Genomic DNA, 16,599 nt, shown 5'->3' with positions numbered 1-16,599 from the left:
ATAGGCAGGGGTGATAGTGCCTGCTCCAGAAGTGAGGTACGGCTAATACCTACAACGCGCATCACTCTTGTATTTAGTGAAATACACAATCAGGCTAGCGTCTGATTTATATTTTGTGTAGTAGATCGTAGCTCTGGCATCACTTTTATATTTTGTGAAATACCAAACGCCCGGATCATTGTCAGATTTATATGCTGTTTCATAAACAATGCAATTGGCATCTGATTGATACTGCGTTACGTAGACCTTAGCATCGGCATCTGAGGCATAGTCGGTGATATAAATCTGGGCAGCTTGGGTGGGGGAGCTTATCAAGATCCATCCCACAAGACTAAATTGCATGATGCTTTTTAAAAAGTACATTAATGCCCTCCTGATTACCTTAAGTAATTAAGTTGGGATTGAGCGCCCTAATGCGTTCATCAATATAGTATCCGCCGTATTCGGTATAGCGCAAATACTTGCGCCCACATTCTTGGCATTCACACACATCAGAGCGGTTATAGGGATGAAATTGAATGGAGATGGGGGCATTTTCCGACCATATATTCGTACCTTGAGGGTGATCCTCATCCCAGCACTCTGGGGCGCCCTCGATCCTGAGGGTGCCGATTGGTTTTAGACAATCTAAGCTAAATGAACCTGGAACGGTTTCCCAGCCATTGCAAGCTAGGGAGGAGCAGGAAGGGCAATTCTTTTTTGAGGGAGTGGCATTTGCTATTTCAAGCAATTCACTGCGGTTTAACTCTTTGAGCATTTCCTGGGCATTTAACTGATATGCGATATATTGATATTCATCAAACTGTACCTGAAATCGGTTTTGACCTTCTTTTAGACAAAGGCGTCTTATGAAACTTCAATCTGTCCTAGCTGCACTTCTTGCTGCAGTTGCTATCAATGCATCGGCTGCATACCCAGATAAGTCAATTAAGTTTCTTGTGCCTTGGCCTCCTGGTGGTGCAACCGATCAAGTCGCCCGTATTTTGGTGCAGCCCCTTACTAAAGAACTGGGTGTTTCAGTCTTTGTAGAAAACAAGGGTGGTGCAGGTGGCAACATCGGAACGCAGGCATTTGTTCAAGATAAACCTGATGGCTATTCCATCTTGATGGCCACTAGCTCTACTAATGCTGCTGGCCCTCATTTATTTTCTAACCAAGGCTTTGATGTTATTAAAGATTTCACACCAGTGGTACTGGTTTGTACGATTCCAAACATCATGGTAGTGCCAGCATCCTCTCCTTGGAATAGTCTGAAAGACTTGATGGCTAATGCGAAGCAAAATCCCGGCAAGTTTACTTATGGTTCAGCAGGGATTGGCGCGTCACAACACTTAGCAGGTGCTCAATTTAAAACAGTAACGGGTTTAGATATTCGTCACGTCCCTTATAAGGGTAGTGGGCCAGCTGCCTTGGATCTCATGGCAGGTCACATTGACATGATGCTAGACACTGGATCACTCAATAATATTAAAGCTGGAAAATTAAAAGCCCTAGGTGTTGCTGCTGATAAGCGTATTCCAGAACTACCAAATGTTCCCACTATGAAAGAAGCTGGCGTGCCAATGGTTGCGAATGCTTGGTATGGCGTCATGCTTCCAGCGGGTGCATCCAAGGAAGTGACCGAAAAACTCAATGCTGCATTTAATAAGGTATTGAATGATCCTGAAGTACGGAAAAGCCTGCAATCTATTGGTGCCCAAATTGATGGCGGCTCTGTTGCAGAGTTCACTAAGTTCTCACAATCAGAAGTGAAGCGCTATGAAGGTATTGTGAAGATGTCAGGTGCGCCGAGAGAATAAATAAGAAATCACTTAGAAAAAGATCATGAATCAAATAGAAATCATACGAGCAGTAAGTGACATCATGGATGCCATCGGCGTCGCCGTGGTAGCTATTGGCGTCCTTTGGGGATTTATTCTTTTTGCGAAGAACTTAATTACCCAAAACTCTGCCGAGGCTTACAAGGTATTCCGTGTGCAGATTGTGCGCTCTTTGATTTTAGGGCTCGAGGTCTTGGTGGCTGGGGATGTAATTCGGACGGTTGCCATTAGCCCAACCTTGATGAGTGTGGCTGTATTGGGTGCGATCGTCTTGATACGCTGCTTCCTAAGCTGGTCTCTTACACTAGAGATTGATGGGCGCTGGCCTTGGCAAGCACCTCGAAAAGAATAGCCATTGCTTTTGATGGCATTAATCTGATCTACATGATCTTGTTGAACTTATAAAGGTAATTCTATGTCACATGTTGCACACCTATCGCTTCAAACTAAGCCCGGCTCCTTTCAGAAGGTATGCGATCGTTATCACCAATTTGCCGAGGAAGTCTTGGCAAGTCACCCTGACTTGCATGATGTCATCATCGTGGGTAATCAGGCACAGAATATCGTTGAAGGTTTTGGTATTTGGGAGAATGCTGAACAAGCTGCATCACTCGAAGATACTGCTGACTTTGCAAAGTTCTTAGCAGATATCGAGGCTAATCTTGCTGCCCCAGTAGGAAGAAATGATTTATTGGTTTTCTACCGCATGAGACCGAAAGCTTAATTCTTTGCTCAAGCAATGGATTGATAAATAAAAACCCCAGCAATCACGCTGGGGTTTTTAGTTTGGGCTCTACTGAACTTTACTCAATTTATTTGAGATAGAGAGTGTGTCTCCAAGATCCATCTGCAAGATGTTCTGTTTCAATCCAACCACCTACGCCTCCAAACTTTCCAGTGCCACCTGTAATGGCGCGTCTTGTACTGGTTGCTTCCATTAGAGTTGCTTTAGAGCTTGGGTATTTTGCAATTCCTTGAATCACTATCTGATCTTTGGTGCCATCATCAAATGCGAAGACTGCTGAAGTCATGCGATATTCCATTCCCTTTTCACTCACGAGTCCAGTCGTGGTCATGATCCAGTCTGTAGTGATGCTGGTTCCATCATCCGTTTTTGCAGGAAAGTGCCAAAGACGGACATCGCCAATCGATTGACCGGGTTTCCCATGATCTAAAAAGGTAGGGGCTGCTACTTCCGGATGAGTGACAACGATTTTGGTTTGAGCTAGCGCTATACCGCTAGAGAAGATGGCAGTAATAACTAGAAGGGCTTTCAGAATTCGCATTTGGGACCTCTGTGGGTGGTGATGAACTATTACTATATCCAAGTTAACCTACTCCTGGCACAGTTCTCATTCCTCTGGGCTCCTAGTGTTGTATAAAGTGCCTATATGTCATCCATTGAGCAAACCAGTAAATGAAGGACCAGTCATTTAACCTACTCTCTTATCTGAATTCATTTTTAGAGGGTCATGCGTCTGTCCTAGATGCCCAGAAATTAGAAGTACTTCTTTCTACTATAGAAAAAGAAGCGCATAGCATGCATGATTTTTTAAATGCGCTAGTCAATACTGAAGTATGGAAATCTTGGCAGATTCAAGCTAATCCTTATCAATCGAATATCTTAGCTATCGGAGTAGAGATTGATCGCATTGGATCAGATCACATTGCGCCCGCCTATCACTCGAAAAAGCACATGATGGATGTCTGCTTGATGCTTTCCTATATCTTGATGCAAGAAGAAGGCGCTCAAAAGGATTTGTCAGATAGCTCACCGTGGATGACGAGCTCAACTGAAAAGTGGCAACTTCTACTTGCTGCTGCAGCACATGATTTAGGCCATCCCGGTTTAATGAATAGCGCTCCCTATGAAATAGAGCAGCAAAGCCTAGATTTATTAGCAGCACTTTTTAATCGCACTGGCGCTGATCCAGTTTTAGTAAAAGAGATTCTAGAGAGCATTGAACCCTGGATACTGGCTACAGACCATGCCCAATATGGCGCATTATTGGAGCGGGTGAGTCAGCCTGGGTTAAAGCATGTGGATTGCTTAGCCATGCTATTAGTTGAGGCTGATTTAGCCTCGAGTGTGCTGCCCGTAAGGGGTAAGTTACTGACGGATCGCCTCAGCGATGAGTGGGCTAAGCCTTATCCAGAAAAATCGATTGCTCTTCGAAATCAGGTGGGGTATCTTAGCTTCCTTGCCAGCCTACAGTTTCTGAGCCCCCATTCTGTCCATGCTGGTATCGCTACAATCTTGACTAATTCTCTTACACAACTTCGCACACGACTGTCATGAAGACTAACCATAATATTTTTTCCTTACCTAAGCCGCTCTTTTGGCTATTGGTTATTGCTAACTTAATCTATGCCTTTTGGCTAGATAGTAGCTTTGGATCATTTTGGGGATGGGATATCTCTGACTTAGCTGATAAACAAACTGCAGCTATTGAAGATGTTGCAGCCGTAGCTCAGTTTGTTTTATTTGCCGTCACAGTAGATATGACCATTCGTCATTTTGCAGTGCGCTTTAATGAAACTAGCCAAGGACACCAGATTCCTGCAATTTTGGTGCAGGCGCTTACCTTAATTTGTTACGGCATCATTGGCTTGTTTGGCTTCATCGTGCTGTACGACCATTCTGCCGGACAGTTACTGGCAGCATCGGGTGCAATAGGATTCGGCATTGTCTATGTTTTACGGGAGATGATTGCTGACGTTGTAGCTTGTATCCAAATACAAACTGACGGATTAATTAGTATTGGTGACCAGATCCAGGTTAGAGGCGATGGCGGTGGCTATTACGAGATAGTGCAGATGGATCGCCGCATGGTCACCATCCGAACTGTATTGAAATACGACGTTCGCATTCCGAACCGTCGTTTTATTAATCTCGATTACATCAATCTGTCAAAGCAAGAGACAGAAATGGGCGCGCGCCGTATTCTGGAAGTAGATTTAGATTCTGGAAACGATGCAGATAAGGTTATTGAGTTATTGAGCCAGGCGGCTGAGTTCACCATTAAGAATGATCCCAACTTTTTTCCTTGGTATCGCGCATTTTTAGCCAAGATCAACAATGGGGCTTATACCTTCTTCTTGGTGTATGAGTGCAATCCAACCATTCCTCCAATTCGTTCCAACGGTATTGTGAACTTATCGATTGCGCGCTTCTTCAAGTTGGGCGGCATCAATATGAATTCAACTGTTGAGGTTTTCAAGTCATCTGAAATTATTGATACCGTGAAGAGTCGTATCAAAGATGTTTACCGCCTGGGTGTACTCAGAGCCCTCAACTTAGAGCAGGTTACTCAATTAACGGATGCTGCTGAAATCGTCAATTGCCGTGCTAACCAGTTGTTTATTGAAAAAGGGCATACCGCAGATAGTATGTACATTTTAATTGAGGGTGGACTGGAGGTAACCATTCCGAATGAGCAAGGTGAGGAGGTTGTTGTTGCTTCTATTTGGCCTGGGGATTGTGTTGGTGAGATGTCCTTACTTACCGGTGAGCCACGTTCGGCCAATGTCCGCGCTAAGGTTCATTCCACTCTGCTGGAGATCACCAAAGCTAATATCGCCCCTATTTTTGAAAGCCATCCCGAGTTGATTGAAGAAATCTCTAGCGTTCTTGAACAGCGTAAGGCGGCAAATGAGCTATTGCTGAATAAGACTGTTGAGCCCGACGAAATGAAAAAGAACATTAAGGCCTTGACCAAAAAGATCCTTAAGTTCTTCTTTAACAAGGGTTAACCCGAGTCTGGGCTCTGCTAGCCCAGCTCCCCACCGATGCCGGGCTAGCCCAGCATTTCTTTTTTCTCATTATGAAATCCCCCCAAAAAGGGTGGATGCCCATTTTTTGGGCTTGGGGCGGGGATATTGACTTGAAAATTTGTTAGTATCAAAGCATGCTGGCAACGGCTTTTGCCCCCTTAAGGCCAGACTAAAAACAAATCCAATTGGACGACACAACATGAGCTTAATGAATTCTTTTGCCAAATTAAATCTACGCACTAAATTAGTAATTGGGTTTTCAACTGTCATTTTATTTATGGTGGTGATTACAGGATCTGCTTTTTATGGCTTAAATAAAGTTCAGGGTAGTGCACAACAGATGTATGACAGAGACCTCATAGGTATTAGTCTCTTCCGTTCCGTTAATCGCGATGTAAACGTCATTGGCCGTGTGGTGAATCGCCTTGCTTTAGCGGCAAATGCAGGTGATACAGCTGCCGAGAACCAGGCAAAAGAAACTATCGCAAAAACAAAAATTGCGCTACTGGGGAATTTTGAAAAATCTAAGGTTACTGTTATTCGTCCAGAGGTAAAGGCTTTGGTTAATGATGCAGAGAAGCAAATCTCTCGTTATTTTACTCAAGTCGATAGCATCATAGAAGCTGCTGAAGGTAAGGGCGGAGCAGTTGCTGCTTACAAAATTGTGTCCTCAAAAGAGTATCAGGAAACCCTGTATAAGTTGATGTCCGAAATAAAAGAAATTAGCGACATTAAAACTGCTGCTGCTGAGAAGGCGATGGAAGCCTCTGCAGAATCTGCATTACATCTTGAGCAGTTAATGGCTATCTTGTTAGTGGCTGCGCTAATTTTATCTTTACTAATAATTATTGTCGTTAATAAATCCATTAATGACCCAATTACCAACTTAAAGAATGCCCTAGCGGATTTGGCTGCTGAGCGTTTAGATACTAAGGTTCATAACACCGATTACACCAACGAAATTGGTCAAATGGCCAAAGCCGTTGCTGAATTGCAGATTAGCTTGCAGCATGCAGCTAAGATGGCTGAAGCGGAGCGTGAAAATAATCGTATTGCTGCTGAAACTACCAAGGAAATCGGCGGCATTATTTCTGCAGCCGCCGGTGGCGACTTTACTGCTGCTGTAAAAGTAGAGGGTAAAGAAGGTTTCTTCTTGGATATCTCAAAGCAAGTCAATCAGTTGATTGAAACTTCGCGCAATGCCTTTAAAGCCATCTCTAAGAATGCAACGAGTTTATCTGCGGCTTCTGAAGAGTTATCCGCTGTAAGCACGCAGATGAGTTCTAACGCTGAAGAAACTAATGCGCAGGCTGGTTCAGCTTCTTCAGCTGCAACTCAGGTCAGCACCAATATGCAAACCGTTGCTACTGGTGTTGAGGAGCTAAGCGTGAGCATCCGCGAGATCTCTTCTAACGCAATTGAAGCTTCTGCAGTCGCCACACAAGCAGTAAATGAAGCGCGAATGACTGGCGATACGATGACCAAGCTTGGTATTAGTAGCCAAGAAATTGGTAGTGTATTGAAAGTGATCTCATCGATTGCTGAACAAACCAATCTGTTGGCATTGAATGCCACGATTGAGGCGGCTCGTGCTGGAGAGTTAGGTAAAGGTTTCGCGGTAGTAGCGAACGAAGTTAAAGAATTGGCCGGTCAAACTTCTCGTGCTACTGAAGAAATTGGCGGCAATATTGCCAATATCCAGCGTGATGTTCAGGGGGCAATCGATTCGATCACTGCTATTTCTGGAATCATTAATAAGATCAACGACATCTCTGGAATCATTGCTAGCGCCGTAGAAGAACAGGCTGCTACAGCTAATGAGATTGGTCGTAGTGTTGCTGAAGCTGCGATGGGTAGTACTGAAATCGCACGCAATATTGATTCTGTTTCGACTGTTTCTAGAAACACCACTGAAGGTGCTAACAATTGCCAGCAAGCTGCTCAAGACCTTTCTAAAATGGCCTCAGAATTGCAAAGCATGGTCAATAAGTTCAAGGTTGAAGGCTGAGATCGGTAGAGATATTTAATAGTCAGTCTCTCCACTAGAGATATGGACAATAACGATCAAATCCTAGATGAGTTTCTGCTCGAGGCTGGCGAGATATTCGACCAGCTCGATCTGGACTTTGTTCAGCTTGAGCAAACTCCCGATGACAAAAAACTCATTGGTAATATCTTTAGAGCAATGCATACCCTTAAAGGTAGCAGCGGCTTCTTTGCCTTTCATCGTCTTGAAAAAGTAGCGCATGCCGGTGAATCTTTGCTCAGCAAATTGCGCGATGGGGTTTATATCCTGAATGAAGAGATGACCGATGTTCTTTTGGAAACCTCCGATCGCTTGCGTGCGATTGTGGAAGGCGTACAAAAACAACGTCGTGAGCCTGAGGGCGATGACTCTGCTCTGATTCAAAACCTAAAGTTTTTAACTGAAGGCGGCGTTGGTATTGTGAAGACTGCTACTCCCTCCGCTCCCTCTGCGCCTTCTGCAACCCCTGCGGTATCAAGTACTACCCCAGCTAATCCAGTGGTGGAAGAGGTGATTCAAATTGCTGAGCCTGCTTTGGCGGAAACGATTCCAGAGGTAGCCGCACAAGATCTAGAGCAAGAAATTTTAGAAGTTATTAAAGAGGCCTCTATTGATGCCGCTGTGAATGAAGCGGAAAGCTCAAAAGAGATAGCGGCACCAGTCAAAGTCAGTGTTGAGCTGCTCGATAAGCTGATGAATTTAGTGAGCGAGATGGTGCTGGCGCGTAACCGCTTGCTGTCATTTGCAAGAACCAGCGGAGATTTAGCATTTAACAATACGGTAAGACGTATTGATACCGTTACGCTCGAGCTGCAAGAGCGCATGATGAAAACGCGCATGCAACCCATTAGCCAAGTTTGGTCTAAGTTTCCGCGTTTAGTTCGTGATATTTCTCAGGACTGTGGCAAAAAAGTAGAGTTAGTGCAGATTGGTGCGGAGACTGAGTTAGATCGCACCCTGTTAGAGGGTATTCGTGATCCATTAGTCCACATTATTCGTAATAGCGTAGATCATGGTATTGAATTGCCGAGTGAGCGTATTGCTAAAGGCAAGCCTGAGCTTGGCGCAATTAAATTACGCGCCTCTCATGAAAATGGCATGGTTGTCATTGAGATTGCAGACGATGGTGCTGGCATTGACATCCCCTTAGTCAAGCAAAAAGCAATTCAAATGGGCTTAGTGACAGCTGAGCGTGCAGCAAAGCTGACTGAGCGCGAAATCATTGATTTCATCTACTTACCCGGCTTTTCAACTAAGGCCGAGATTACCAATTTATCTGGTCGTGGCGTGGGCATGGATGTGGTGCGCACCAATATCCAAGAAATTGGTGGCACGGTTGATATTGCTACTTCTGCACAAGGTACCCGTCTCCGCCTGAGTATTCCATTAACGCTGGCGATCATGCCTGCGGTCTTTGTTCGCTCTAAGCAGCAAAGCTACGCTATTCCACAGGTGAATGTGATTGAAATGCTGCGCTATGAACCGCGCGTAGGTGTGCCAGGCGTTGAGAATTTTTACGGCGTTCCTGTCTTCCGTCTGCGCGATAAATTAATTCCTTTGGTCTTCCTCAACTACGAATTAAAAGTAGATGATGTGATGCCACCAACAGATCAAGAGCTTAATATCGTCATTGTTCAAGCCGCCGGCATTCGCTTTGGTTTAGTGGTGGACGAAGTGATGTACATGCAAGAGGTTGTTGTTAAGTCTGTAGGGCCTCTACTAAAGGGTACGCCCGTCTATAGCGGAAGTACGATCCTAGGTAATGGCCATGTAGCATTGATTTTTGATATCAACGCTATTGCAGTTCGCTCCGGAATTATTGCCAAGCTTGCTGATAATCAGTTTGAACAAGATATCTCTGCTGTTTTAGGGGCAAATAATGAGTCACAGCAGATGTTGATGTTTGACCTGCTAGGTTTAGAGCGCATGGTTATCCCGCTAGAAACAGTGGATCGATTAGAGATGATTGCAGCATCACGCATAGACCGTCGTGGAAACGAGGCTGTTGTGCTCTATGGCAATAAAATTATGCGTTTAATTTCATTGGCTCATTATGTTGAAGGCGCGACGCAAAAGAGCTTGTATGGCGATGAAACGGTGCCTGTGATCGTTCATTACCACCACGATCAGCCAGTAGGATTCATTGTTAAAAAAGTACACAATATCGTCAACGTCCCTACTCAAGTGGTGATGGTTTCACCACCACAAAGAGGCATTATGGGTAGCGTGATCGTAAATGACACTGTGATGAGTATTTTGAATGTTCAAGACGTTTTAAATATGTCTGGTCTTGGCCCTAACCAAGAATCCGGTATTGCTGGAGCAGATTTTATTGATGGCGATGTGATTACGATGGATCGGGAGATGAAATGAGTCGTTCCGGTTCCTATGCCACATTTTTTGTAGGCGATTTTTTCTTTGGCATTCCGATTGCGATTGGCGTTGAAGTTACCAAAGGCCAGGAAGTGACCCCAGTTCCTTTGGGTCCTAAAGAGGTTGCGGGATTTTTTAATCTGCGCGGCCAAATTGTGACTGCTATCAATATGCGAGTTCGTCTTGGCATGCCACCAGTTGATTACGGTAGCGACGCACTTAGTATCTTCTTCCAAGATCAAGACCACCTTTTTGCACTCCTGGTTGATCGAGTTGGGGACTTTACTGAGGTTACTGAGAGGACGTTTGAAGAGACTCCATCTAATCTTGATCCCAATGCCAGAGAGTTAATTGTGGGCGTTCATAAATTAGCCGATAAACTATTGTTGGTGTTAGATACCCACAAAATAGTCTCCGGCATCAATCTGGTTCAAAGCTAGATTCTCACCCCTCATTTTAGGAAGCAGTGGATAAAGTACGTGTTCTGATTGTTGATGATTCTGCGGTAATGCGCAAAATCATCGCCAGCGCTTTACAAAAAGAACCTTCAATTGAGATTGCGGGTTTTGCTGCCAATGGTATTCAGGCAATCGAGGCAATTCAGACCTGTAATCCGGATGTGGTGACGCTTGATATTGAAATGCCAGAGATGGATGGTCTGACGGCATTGCGTGAGATACGTAAAGAAAATCGGTACTTACCTATTATTATGTTCAGCTCGCTTACACACAAGGGAGCTCAAGCTGCTGTCATGGCGCTTACTGCTGGCGCGAGTGATTATGTTGGCAAGCCTGCTAATGCAACCGGCGGCATTGATGATGCCTTTAAGGTTCTGGAAACCGAACTCATTCCAAAGATCATTGGTTTGGCAAAGCGCGTTAAATCACGTAGAGCAAAAGAAGGATCGGCAGCAGAGGTGTCTAAGCCCATTTCAGCAGCTGCTCCTAAGGCAGTGATTGCTGCAAAATCAATTGCTCCGATTAAAGCGCCATCCAGCTTAGCCTCAAAAATAAGTAAAGCTACTTCAGGTGTATTAGCAAAACCAGCAGAAGCAGTGTGTATCGGTGTCTCTACTGGTGGACCTGAGGCATTAATGCAGGTATTTGGCGCCTTTAATGCGCCCTTGAGTGTGCCTATTTTTATCGTGCAACATATGCCGGCGGATTTCACAGCTTTGCTTGCCGCACGTTTAAGTGCGACTGGCGTGATGACGGTTAAAGAGGCTGAAGAGGGTGAGATTGCTGAGCCGGGTATGGTTTATATTGCCCCGGGCGGTTTTCATATGACTGTGTCACGCCCTGGTACCAAGACCATTATTCATCTCAATACAGAGCCTCCTGAAAATTCTTGCAGGCCAGCCGTGGATGTCCTATTTAGAACCGCTGCCGATGTCTATGGGAGCAGCCTATTAACAGTCATGTTGACCGGTATGGGCTATGACGGATTAAAAGGCTCTCAGGTAGTTAAGGAAAAGGGTGGTCAGCTCATTGCCCAAGATGAAGCCACGAGCGTTATTTGGGGAATGCCTGGCGCCGTAGTGCAGGCTGGATTGGCTGACTCTGTATTGCCAATCGATAAGATCACCGACGAAATTATTTTCAGAACTCGCAAAGTTCCCGCAAGTCGCTAGTATGTCTAAAGAATATTTACCTCAGTTTTACATCATGTTAGAACAGCAGGTAGGAATTGCTTTAGATGACACCAAGCAATATTTGCTGGAATCCCGCTTATTGCCCTTAGCCACTCAAAATGGCCACCCCGATGTCTATGCCCTCATTAAATACCTGACGCAAAATCCAATAGGCCCTATTCACTGGTTGGCGTTTGAGGCTTTAACTACTAATGAAACCTCTTTCTTTAGAGATAAACATGTTTTTGAAGCGCTCAAGAACAAAATCTTGCCGGACTTAATAGCATCACGTCAAAAAGAAAAGACGCTTCGTATTTGGAGTTCTGCATGTTCTGCAGGGCAGGAGGCCTATAGCTTAGCAATGATGTTGCGTGAGGACTTTGGCCATCTCAATGACTGGACTATATACATTCAGGCTACAGATATCTCTGAACTCATTCTGGAAAAGGCTAAGTCAGGAATCTATAGCTCCATGGAAGCGCATCGAGGACTAGACGCACACTATTTACAGAAGTACTTCACACATATCGAGAAGGGTGCTTATCAAATTAAGCCGGCTATTCGGCAGATGGTGAATTTTTCCCATCACAACTTAGTAGGGAATTGGCCTTTCTACCCGAAGTTTGATTTGATCATGCTCAGAAATGTACTCATTTACTTTAAGCAGGATGTGAAAGATAAAGTCTTACAAAAGATGTATCAACAGTTAAATGGTAGTGACAGCGTACTGATATTAGGGGCCGCCGAATCTATTTACCTTAATGATCTATACAAATTAGTGCCATTAGATAAGATTTCATTCTACAAACCCAATTCTCCTGTGAAGGCCTGATATGGAAAATCAAAATACTCCTCCAGCCGATGCGATTGATCCAGTGTTCGCGGCATTTTCTGTGTTGGTCGTTGATGACAGTAGAACTTTACGTAAGATCCTCATTCGGGAGCTGAACTCCTTGGGCTTTCATAATATTTTGGAAGCAGCCGATGGTTTAGAGGCGATTGAGGTGGTGAAGACAAAGCCGGTTGATCTCATGTTGCTAGATATGGAGATGCCCGAGCTTGATGGATTGGGGGTCTTAGGGCAGCTCAAAGCAGATGAAACCTATAAAGCATTGCCTATTATTGTGATTTCTGGGGCTGATCAGTTTGAAAAAACGATTAAGTGTATTGAGATTGGCGCAGAAGATTATCTGCCAAAGCCTTTCGATCCAATTTTATTGCGTGCTCGCATATTTTCCTCTCTTGAAAAGAAGCGCTTACGTGATTTAGACCGTAAGCATTTAGAGATGCTGAATCATGAAAAGCAGTTGCTCGAGATAGAGCAAATGAAAACTGAAAAGCTGATGCTCAATATTTTGCCAAGACCAATTGCAGATCGCTTGAAGCGGGGCGAGAAAAATATTTCAGGTAGCTATCCAGACGTGACTATTTTATTTAGTGACTTGGTGGGTTTTACCAAAATGTCATCTAAGACTACCGCTACAGAATTGGTGAAATTGCTTAATGATTTGTTTACACGTTTTGACGTGAGAGCTGAGGCCTTAGGCCTCGAAAAGATTAAAACTATTGGTGATGCTTATATGGCAGTGGGAGGTCTTCCCATTCCTCGTCCTGATCATGCTGCTTTATGCGCAGAAATGGCCTTAGGCATGTTTGAAGATCTCAAGAACTTCAACCAAGAAAACAATGCTGAATTAAATATGCGTATCGGGATGAATTCTGGACCGGTAGTGGCAGGGGTGATTGGTTTTACCAAGTTCTCATATGATTTGTGGGGTAATACAGTGAATACTGCTAGCCGCATGGAGTCGACTTCCCAGCATGGGCGAGTACAGGTCTCACCAAGCACCTATGAGGCGCTAAAGGATAGCTATGAATTCGAGGATGCTGGCCTAATGGAATGTAAGGGTTTGGGTGAAATCCGCACCTATTTGCTGGTAGGGAAAAAGGGCTAGTACAGTCATAAAAGCTGTTTTATTATTAACGGATTATTCATTTAAGGGCTTCAATAATGTCTGAGCATTCCAATACAACAGAGTCAGTGCGCGATCATTCCAACGGCCTTGAGGCCTTTATAGAAAAACTGATTTTCAGAAGCCGCTGGATACTGGCCGCTTTCTATTTGATCTTGGTCGCAACACTCTTTTTAGTGGCCATTAAGTTTGTCAAAGAATTTGCCCATTTTGCAATGATCTTTTGGAATGCATCAGAGGCAGAGTTTGTTACAGGCGTTCTAGAGATTGTTGATAAGACTCTTTTGGGTAACCTGCTTATCTTGATCATCTTCTCCGGATATGAGAACTTTGTTTCTGTTATAGGCGCAGCTAAAAATAGTGCAGATCGTCCTAAGTGGATGGGTGGCGTCGACTTCGCTAGTTTGAAGCTGAAATTGATTGGCTCGATTGTGGCTTTGTCAGGCATCAATCTTCTCGCAGCCTTCTTAGAAATTGATACAACCAATAAAGACAATTTAGGTTGGATGGTTGGAATTCATCTAACCTTTGTGGTTACCGGTCTAATCTTTGCTCTGTCTGAAAAATTTATGGTTCACGGCGGTGATTGATCTTGCAGTTAGCCCGTCATTGCTAAAGAGCCCCCGTCAGTTATGTCGGGGGTTTTGCTTTAGGGACTTCTTATTTAGTTAATTTAGGTTTGCTGGGTAGTTCAGTCACTAATTTATAAGCCACTGAGTATTTGTAGATATTACTAACGTATTGGACTGTTTCACTACCGATACGCTCTGCAGCAATCCGCTCTACATTATCAAACCAGATGTTGGGATTGAGACCACGCTTTTGTGCTTCAGCTCGTAATTGCGAAACTCTAGTTGGGCCTGCGTTATAGGCAGCAAAAGCAAACAAGACCTTATTCAGATCGGTCATCTGCTCTTTACTGTAATACTGATCAATCAGGTATCGGATATATTTCACGCCACCATTAATATTGTTATCCACACTATTAATGTCACCAACCTTAAGCTCTTTGCCGGTTGCAGGCATGATTTGCATGACTCCAATGGCACCTACTTTACTTTTCTTATTTTGATCTAGCCGTGACTCTTGGTAGCCTTGGGCTGTCATGAGCAGCCAATCAATATGGTATTGATCACTGTATTTTTGAAATGTCTTAGCTAAGGTATGAAATTTCTTCAGATCTGCAGGGTTAGTGGCATTCTTTACCCATTTCAATGATTTCAGGTAAGTCTGTAATTTTTGATTTCCAAAGCTACTACCAATTTTATTTTTCTCAGTGAAGGCATCCAAGGCTTTTTTTAACTCAGGAGAGTGCTTTCGAAATCCGAAAGCGACACTACCATCCTGGTGTAGAGAAATATCTTCATGAATATGAAGGTTGGGAAAAATGCCCTTCCAGAATCGAGCTAAATACAGATCGCTGACAGTGATTGGTACTAGATTGGCATTCACCATCTCCAATATATCCTCTGTCTCAAACGTGCCGGGCGCATTTTTAATGATGATGGGCGCCTTTTTTTCCTTATGAAACTTGGTATTCAAGAGCTTCAGATTTTCAGCATAGCTGGTACTTGGATTAACGAAAACCGTCTTACCTGATAGATCCTCTAGATTGGTAATGCTTGGTGCATTGGCTGAGGTAACGATGACTTCTTTGATTCCGCTAGCTATTGGTATTGAAAAATCAATGAGCTTTTGACGCTCGGGAGTAATGGTGAGATCAGCTGCAATGATGTCACCTCTTCCAGCAAGTAGTTCTGGAATAAGTTGGTCGCGTGATGTGGGTACAAAAATAAACTGAACTTTTAAATGCTTTACTGCTACTTGTTTATTTAGATCTTGTTCAAAGGCAGTCATCATGTCATACATCAGGCCACGCTGTTGTCCATCCTTATCTAAAAAGTAGAGGGTTTTGTTGTAAGGGATTAAGACGCGCACGACGCGGCGTTTGATCATGTCATCAAGATCTCCCTTCCAGACCTTGCGTTGAGCCTGAATAGTGATGTGATCACTAGTGGGTGATTCAGCATGAGCCGAGACTATCGACAGAATGCCTAAAGCTAGCCCTAAAGCTAGGTTTCGAATAATGCCCAAATCTATGCTCATATAATGATTCCCAATACAGCCACTTAAGTTACATTTAATCAAAATTAAGCACTTATTATCATGCACAAGAAACTATTCTCCTCCCTGGCTTTGATTTTTGCGGCAATGCTCTCAATGGGCTCGGTTTATGGCGCTGAAGATATCAGCCCAATACCTAAGATTTCTGAAGAATGGCGTTTTTCAGTAGTCCCTTACGTATGGGCACCTGGTATCAAGGGCACACTGAATTTCTCTGATGGCCTGGTTAAAACGGCAGATTACTCTTCAAGCAATGTGCTCAGCAATTTGAAAACCGGCGGCATGATTGCTGGAGAAGCCCATTACGGAAAGTGGGGCGTAATGGGCGATGTGATTTCAGCAACCCTTCAGAACACAGGAAACATTCCAGTCGTTGTACCAACGCGTGCCGATGGTACGGTGAGGGCAACTTTGGCCGATAAGGTGACTGTGCAGCAAACCATCCTGACGGGGGCGGCTACTTACACCCTTGCTAATACTAAGGATCTGTACGTTGATGGCTTGTTGGGTATTCGTGCTATCTACGCTACTGCTACTTTGAACCTTGCTTTAGATGGAGGTAGAAATAAAGCCTCTGATGCTAAGACCACTTCAACAGTAGATCCTATTGTCGGCTTTAAGGGCCGCTATCGTATTGCAGAATCCACATGGTATGTACCGTTCTACGGAGATATAGGCGGTGGCGGTGGCACTACCAACTTAACATGGCAAGCAATGTTAGGTGTTGGTAAGACCTTTAATAAATTAGTGGATGCATCCCTTACTTATCGAGCGCTTTACTACGATATGAATAATGGCGGCGTATTACAAAAGACCACCATGCAAGGTCCTCAGCTGGCGGTATCTTTGAATTTCTAAAGCTACTGAGTTAGCAATTTA

Annotated in this window: 17 protein-coding genes; 13 read left to right on the top strand and 4 right to left on the bottom strand. The window is 44.1% G+C overall.

Annotation, left to right across the window (positions count from 1 at the left end; all coding sequences use genetic code 11):
• Positions 1 to 42 precede the first annotated feature (42 nt).
• Positions 43 to 363 carry a DUF6150 family protein gene (locus ICN41_RS02835; protein WP_216291274.1) on the bottom strand — a complete coding sequence of 107 codons (321 nt, stop codon included), beginning with the start codon at positions 361 to 363 and terminating at the stop codon, positions 43 to 45.
• 19 nt (positions 364 to 382) lie between these two features.
• Entirely contained in the window at positions 383 to 757 is a 375-nt protein-coding gene (locus tag ICN41_RS02830; RefSeq protein ID WP_216291273.1) for a hypothetical protein, read from the bottom strand.
• A gap of 91 nt (positions 758 to 848) precedes the next feature.
• Between ICN41_RS02830 and ICN41_RS02825 the strand changes: the two genes are divergently transcribed.
• The 3 genes from ICN41_RS02825 (at position 849) to ICN41_RS02815 (ending at position 2,544) form a co-directional block, all read left to right on the top strand.
• The gene (locus tag ICN41_RS02825; RefSeq protein WP_216291272.1) at positions 849 to 1,799 is read left to right on the top strand and encodes a tripartite tricarboxylate transporter substrate binding protein; all 951 of its coding nucleotides are present in this window, start codon (positions 849 to 851) and stop codon (positions 1,797 to 1,799) included.
• 25 nt (positions 1,800 to 1,824) lie between these two features.
• Positions 1,825 to 2,172, top strand: coding sequence for a DUF1622 domain-containing protein (locus tag ICN41_RS02820; RefSeq protein WP_216291271.1), 348 nt, complete (start codon positions 1,825 to 1,827; stop codon positions 2,170 to 2,172).
• A gap of 63 nt (positions 2,173 to 2,235) precedes the next feature.
• The gene (locus ICN41_RS02815) at positions 2,236 to 2,544 is read left to right on the top strand and encodes a hypothetical protein (protein WP_216291270.1); all 309 of its coding nucleotides are present in this window, start codon (positions 2,236 to 2,238) and stop codon (positions 2,542 to 2,544) included.
• Between the two features lie 88 nt (positions 2,545 to 2,632).
• On the opposite strand, the gene ICN41_RS02810 is transcribed toward ICN41_RS02815, so the two are convergent.
• Entirely contained in the window at positions 2,633 to 3,106 is a 474-nt protein-coding gene (locus ICN41_RS02810; protein ID WP_216291269.1) for a hypothetical protein, read from the bottom strand.
• Between the two features lie 131 nt (positions 3,107 to 3,237).
• Here ICN41_RS02810 and ICN41_RS02805 point away from each other — a divergent pair, with 131 nt between their 5' ends.
• From ICN41_RS02805 to ICN41_RS02765, 9 genes are all read left to right on the top strand, one after another.
• On the top strand, positions 3,238 to 4,119 hold the full coding sequence (locus ICN41_RS02805; RefSeq protein WP_216291268.1) for a hypothetical protein: 882 nt from the start codon (positions 3,238 to 3,240) through the stop codon (positions 4,117 to 4,119).
• Complete coding sequence (locus ICN41_RS02800; protein WP_216291267.1) at positions 4,116 to 5,573, top strand: mechanosensitive ion channel family protein; 1,458 nt, start codon at positions 4,116 to 4,118, stop codon at positions 5,571 to 5,573. The genes ICN41_RS02805 and ICN41_RS02800 overlap by 4 nt, the downstream gene beginning before the upstream one ends.
• Before the next feature lie 220 nt (positions 5,574 to 5,793).
• Complete coding sequence (locus ICN41_RS02795; protein ID WP_216291266.1) at positions 5,794 to 7,602, top strand: methyl-accepting chemotaxis protein; 1,809 nt, start codon at positions 5,794 to 5,796, stop codon at positions 7,600 to 7,602.
• 42 nt (positions 7,603 to 7,644) lie between these two features.
• Complete coding sequence (locus ICN41_RS02790; RefSeq protein ID WP_216291265.1) at positions 7,645 to 9,993, top strand: chemotaxis protein CheA; 2,349 nt, start codon at positions 7,645 to 7,647, stop codon at positions 9,991 to 9,993.
• Entirely contained in the window at positions 9,990 to 10,433 is a 444-nt protein-coding gene (locus ICN41_RS02785; protein ID WP_216291264.1) for a chemotaxis protein CheW, read from the top strand. Before ICN41_RS02790 ends, ICN41_RS02785 begins: the two co-directional genes overlap by 4 nt.
• A gap of 26 nt (positions 10,434 to 10,459) precedes the next feature.
• Positions 10,460 to 11,623 (top strand): chemotaxis response regulator protein-glutamate methylesterase, encoded by a 1,164-nt coding sequence (locus ICN41_RS02780; protein WP_216291263.1) that lies wholly within the window; start codon positions 10,460 to 10,462, stop codon positions 11,621 to 11,623.
• 1 nt (position 11,624) lies between these two features.
• Complete coding sequence (locus ICN41_RS02775) at positions 11,625 to 12,455, top strand: protein-glutamate O-methyltransferase CheR (protein ID WP_216291262.1); 831 nt, start codon at positions 11,625 to 11,627, stop codon at positions 12,453 to 12,455.
• A gap of 1 nt (position 12,456) precedes the next feature.
• Positions 12,457 to 13,578, top strand: coding sequence for an adenylate/guanylate cyclase domain-containing protein (locus ICN41_RS02770; RefSeq protein ID WP_216291261.1), 1,122 nt, complete (start codon positions 12,457 to 12,459; stop codon positions 13,576 to 13,578).
• 56 nt (positions 13,579 to 13,634) lie between these two features.
• Positions 13,635 to 14,186 (top strand): YqhA family protein, encoded by a 552-nt coding sequence (locus ICN41_RS02765; protein ID WP_216291260.1) that lies wholly within the window; start codon positions 13,635 to 13,637, stop codon positions 14,184 to 14,186.
• Between the two features lie 70 nt (positions 14,187 to 14,256).
• Here ICN41_RS02765 and ICN41_RS02760 read toward each other — a convergent pair whose 3' ends face one another.
• A complete protein-coding gene (locus ICN41_RS02760; RefSeq protein ID WP_216291259.1) occupies positions 14,257 to 15,702 on the bottom strand; it encodes a transporter substrate-binding domain-containing protein in 1,446 nt (481 codons plus the stop codon).
• Between the two features lie 60 nt (positions 15,703 to 15,762).
• Between ICN41_RS02760 and ICN41_RS02755 the strand changes: the two genes are divergently transcribed.
• On the top strand, positions 15,763 to 16,578 hold the full coding sequence (locus ICN41_RS02755) for a hypothetical protein (protein ID WP_216862263.1): 816 nt from the start codon (positions 15,763 to 15,765) through the stop codon (positions 16,576 to 16,578).
• The last annotated feature ends 21 nt before the right edge of the window (positions 16,579 to 16,599 follow it).

Source organism: Polynucleobacter sp. 15G-AUS-farblos (assembly GCF_018882445.1).
In the GTDB taxonomy this organism is placed as follows: domain Bacteria; phylum Pseudomonadota; class Gammaproteobacteria; order Burkholderiales; family Burkholderiaceae; genus Polynucleobacter.
Note: the sequence above shows the minus strand (reverse complement) of the source record. Positions and strands in the feature narration are given on the sequence as shown.

Bases quoted from the DNA above. Each gene is read 5' to 3' on its own strand.
- ICN41_RS02795 (WP_216291266.1), top strand. From the start codon at position 5,794: ATGAGCTTAATGAATTCTTTTGCCAAATTAAATCTACGCACTAAATTA.
- ICN41_RS02800 (WP_216291267.1), top strand. From the start codon at position 4,116: ATGAAGACTAACCATAATATTTTTTCCTTACCTAAGCCGCTCTTTTGG.
- ICN41_RS02765 (WP_216291260.1), top strand. From the start codon at position 13,635: ATGTCTGAGCATTCCAATACAACAGAGTCAGTGCGCGATCATTCCAAC.
- ICN41_RS02815 (WP_216291270.1), top strand. From the start codon at position 2,236: ATGTCACATGTTGCACACCTATCGCTTCAAACTAAGCCCGGCTCCTTT.
- ICN41_RS02810 (WP_216291269.1), bottom strand. From the start codon at position 3,106: ATGCGAATTCTGAAAGCCCTTCTAGTTATTACTGCCATCTTCTCTAGC.
- ICN41_RS02785 (WP_216291264.1), top strand. From the start codon at position 9,990: ATGAGTCGTTCCGGTTCCTATGCCACATTTTTTGTAGGCGATTTTTTC.
- ICN41_RS02825 (WP_216291272.1), top strand. From the start codon at position 849: ATGAAACTTCAATCTGTCCTAGCTGCACTTCTTGCTGCAGTTGCTATC.
- ICN41_RS02775 (WP_216291262.1), top strand. From the start codon at position 11,625: ATGTCTAAAGAATATTTACCTCAGTTTTACATCATGTTAGAACAGCAG.
- ICN41_RS02820 (WP_216291271.1), top strand. From the start codon at position 1,825: ATGAATCAAATAGAAATCATACGAGCAGTAAGTGACATCATGGATGCC.
- ICN41_RS02790 (WP_216291265.1), top strand. From the start codon at position 7,645: ATGGACAATAACGATCAAATCCTAGATGAGTTTCTGCTCGAGGCTGGC.
- ICN41_RS02805 (WP_216291268.1), top strand. From the start codon at position 3,238: ATGAAGGACCAGTCATTTAACCTACTCTCTTATCTGAATTCATTTTTA.
- ICN41_RS02760 (WP_216291259.1), bottom strand. From the start codon at position 15,702: ATGAGCATAGATTTGGGCATTATTCGAAACCTAGCTTTAGGGCTAGCT.
- ICN41_RS02835 (WP_216291274.1), bottom strand. From the start codon at position 363: ATGTACTTTTTAAAAAGCATCATGCAATTTAGTCTTGTGGGATGGATC.
- ICN41_RS02770 (WP_216291261.1), top strand. From the start codon at position 12,457: ATGGAAAATCAAAATACTCCTCCAGCCGATGCGATTGATCCAGTGTTC.
- ICN41_RS02755 (WP_216862263.1), top strand. From the start codon at position 15,763: ATGCACAAGAAACTATTCTCCTCCCTGGCTTTGATTTTTGCGGCAATG.
- ICN41_RS02830 (WP_216291273.1), bottom strand. From the start codon at position 757: ATGCTCAAAGAGTTAAACCGCAGTGAATTGCTTGAAATAGCAAATGCC.